This is a genomic window from Streptomyces sp. NPDC017890 (assembly GCF_044328675.1).
Classification (GTDB): domain Bacteria; phylum Actinomycetota; class Actinomycetes; order Streptomycetales; family Streptomycetaceae; genus Streptomyces.
Genome location: NZ_JBIRHU010000089.1, coordinates 1 through 3,383, shown reverse-complemented (window position 1 = coordinate 3,383; position 3,383 = coordinate 1). Strand labels below are relative to the sequence as shown.

At 72.9% G+C, this 3,383-nt stretch carries 1 protein-coding gene; it reads right to left on the bottom strand.

What is annotated here, in order from left to right; translation table 11 throughout:
- A partial coding sequence (locus tag ACH4F2_RS35380; protein ID WP_398136758.1) for a type I polyketide synthase occupies positions 1 to 3,383 on the bottom strand: 3,383 nt, incomplete at both ends.

Sequence of the window (3,383 nt, the reverse complement as noted above, 5' to 3'; positions counted from 1 at the left end):
TCGGCGGGGGTGTGTTCGGGGTGGGTGAGGGCGAAGGTTTTGAGGCGGGCGGCTTGGGCGTGCAGGGCGGTTTCGCTGGCGGCGGACAGGGTCCAGGGCACCACCGGCGCGGATGATGCTCCCTCCCCAGCCGCAGCCCCGTTCCCGGAATCAGACCCGCCCTCGGTCGCAGACCCGTTCCCGGAGCCAGAACCACCCTCGGTCGCAGGCCCGTTCCCGAAGTCAGGCCCGTCCTCGGCCGCGGGCCCGTTCCCGGAGTCAGGTCCCTCAGCGGCAATCCCGTCATCGGTGGTGGGCTTGCTGCTGCCGGCCGGTTCGGTGACGACGGCGGGCTGCTCGAGGATCACGTGCGCGTTGGTGCCGCTCACACCGAACGCGGACACACCGGCCCGCCGCGGCCTGTCGTTCTCGGGCCAGTCCGTCCGCTCCGTGAGTAGCTCGACCGCGCCGTCGCTCCAGTCGACGTGCGGGGTGGGCTCGTCGACATGCAGGGTCTGCGGCAGCACTCCGTGCTGCATCGCCATGACCATCTTGATGACCCCGGCGACGCCGGCGGCGGCCTGCGTGTGCCCGATGTTGGACTTGAGTGAGCCGAGCAGCAGCGGCCGGTCGGTGTCGCGGTCCTGGCCGTAGGTGGCGAGGAGCGCCTGGGCCTCGATGGGGTCGCCCAGCGTCGTGCCCGTGCCGTGGGCTTCCACCGCGTCGACGTCCTGCGGAGTGAGGCCGGCGTTGGCCAGGGCCTGGCGGATGACGCGCTGCTGGGAGGGGCCGTTGGGGGCGGTGAGGCCGTTGGAGGCGCCGTCCTGGTTGACGGCGGAGCCCCGGACCACGGCCAGCACCTGGTGCCCGTTCCGTACGGCGTCGGACAGCCGCTCCACGAGCAGCATGCCGACACCCTCGGCCCATCCCGTGCCGTCCGCGTCGGCGGAGAACGCCTTGCAGCGGCCGTCCGCGGCAAGCCCGCCCTGCCGCGAGAACTCCTCGAACGCTGTCGGCGTCGCCATGATCGTCACGCCGCCGGCGAGTGCCAGAGTGCACTCGCCCGACCGCAGTGCCTGGACGGCGAGGTGCAGGGCGACGAGCGACGACGAGCACGCCGTGTCCACCGTCACCGCCGGACCTTCCAGCCCGAACGTGTAGGACACCCGGCCGGAGATGATGCTGCTCGAACTGCCGGTGAGGAAGTACCCCTCGGACTCCGACGCTGCGCCGTAACCCTGGGACGAAGCTCCGACGAACACGCCGGTGCGGCTGCCTCTGACCGAGGACGCCGGAATGCCTGCCCGTTCGAACGCCTCCCAAGTGGTGTGCAGCAGCAGTCGCTGCTGCGGGTCCATCGCCGCCGCCTCACGCGGCGAGATGCCGAAGAAGTCCGCGTCGAACTCGCCCGCGCCGTTCACGAAGCCACCGACGCGTGCGTACGGTGCGCGGGACTGGCCGGGGGCCGGGGCGAAACGGCCGTCCTGGTCCCAGCCGCGGTCCGTGGGGAAGGCCGAAACGGCGTCGCCGCGGGAGTCGACCAGTCGCCACAGTTCCTCGGGCGACTCGACGCCGCCCGGGAGACGGCAGCTCATCCCGACGATGACGACGGGGTCGTCGTCGGCCGCCGCGACCACCGCCGGAAGGTCCGGCATACGGTCCTGAGCCGCCCCCAGCGCCTCACTGACCAGGTACGCGGCCAGCGCCCCCGGCGTCGGGAAGTCGAAGACCACGGTGGCGGGGGGACGGATCCCGGTGGCGGTGGCCAGGCGGTTGCGGAGCTCCACCGCGGTCAGCGAGTCGAAGCCGATCTCCTGGAACGTCCGGGCGGGGTCGATGGCCTCGGGGCCGGGGTGGCCCAGCACGTCGGCCGCGACCGTACGGACCGAGTCCAGAGCTACGCGGCTCCGCTCCGACTCCGACAGGGAACGCAGGCGGAGCACGAACGCGCCGGCCGGCGCGGCGGGCACGGCACCATCGGTCAGCAACTCGCTCAGCAGCGGGCTCGGGCGCAGGGCGGTGAACCGCGCTCCGAAGCCGTCCCAGTCCACGTCGGCGACCACGATGGTCGTCTCGTCACCGTGCAGGGCCTGCCGCAGCGCCGTGATCGCCAGTTCCGGCGCCATCGGCGTCAGACCGTGCTCGACGAGGAGGTCCGTGCCCTCCGCGGCCATGCCGTCGCCGTCCCACATGCCCCAGGCCACCGAAGTGGCGACGAGGCCGTCGGCGCGGCGGCGGTGTGCCAGTCCGTCCAGGAAGGCGTTCGCGGCGGCGTACGCGGACTGGTTGCCGCTGCCCCACACGCCGGCGATCGACGAGTACAGGACGAAGGCGTCCAGCTCCGTCGCGCGCGTCAGCTCGTCCAGGTGCTGCGCGCCGACGACCTTCGACCGCAGCCCGGCCTCGAACTCGTCCGTGGTCAGGTCGGTCACGGCACCCCAGCTGGGCACCCCGGCGGCATGCACGACGACACGCAGGTCGGGGATCGTGCCGAGCAGTTCGGCCACCGCGTCCCGGTCCGTCACGTCGCACGCGACCACTCGCGCCCGGACACCGAGCGCTTCCAGTTCCGCGACCAGTTCCTGGGCCCCGGGGGCGTCGGTGCCACGGCGGCTGCTGAGCACGATGCTCTCGGCCCCGGTGCCGGCCAGCCAGCGGGCCACGTGTCCGCCCAGCGCACCCGTGCCGCCCATGACCAGTGCGGTGCCGGCAGTACGCCAGACCGCGGGCGAGGCTCCGCTGTCCGAAGGTGCACGGCGCAGACGCCCCGCCCAGACCTGCGTGCCACGGATGGCGACCTGATCCTCCCCGGTCGTACCGGTGAGGACCCGGCCCAGCAGCTCACCGGTTCGCTCGTCCGGCTCACCGGGCAGGTCGACGAGCCCGCCCCAGCGGTCGGGGTGTTCGAGAGCGATGACGCGGCCGAGGCCCCAGATCGCGGCCTGGTGCGGATCCACCGGATCGCCGTCCGCCACGGGTACGGCGCCGCGGGTGAGGCACCACAGGGGTGCGTCGATGCCGGCTGCGGCGAGGGCCTGGACCAGCCCGACGGTTTGGACCGTCGGCAGAAGCGACACGACTCCCGTGACGCCGTCGTCGGGCAGCTCCGCGACCGTCGTCGTACGGACGTCGGCGCCGGTGGCGCGGAGCGCCGTGACGACCGTCCGCGTGACACGCGCCTCGGTGCCCTGCTCCTCCTCCACCACCAGCCAGACACCGGTCGCCGGTGACTCGGGGGCCCCCACGGTGACCGGTGCCCACGCGTACCGGTAGCGCCAGGCATCGGCGGCCGACTGGTTCTGCCATGCCTGTCGCCAGGTGGCGAGGGTGGGGAGGGCGTCGTGGATGGGTTGGTCGGGGTGGATGCCGAGGGTTTCGAGGTTGCCGTGTTGGACGGCGTTCCA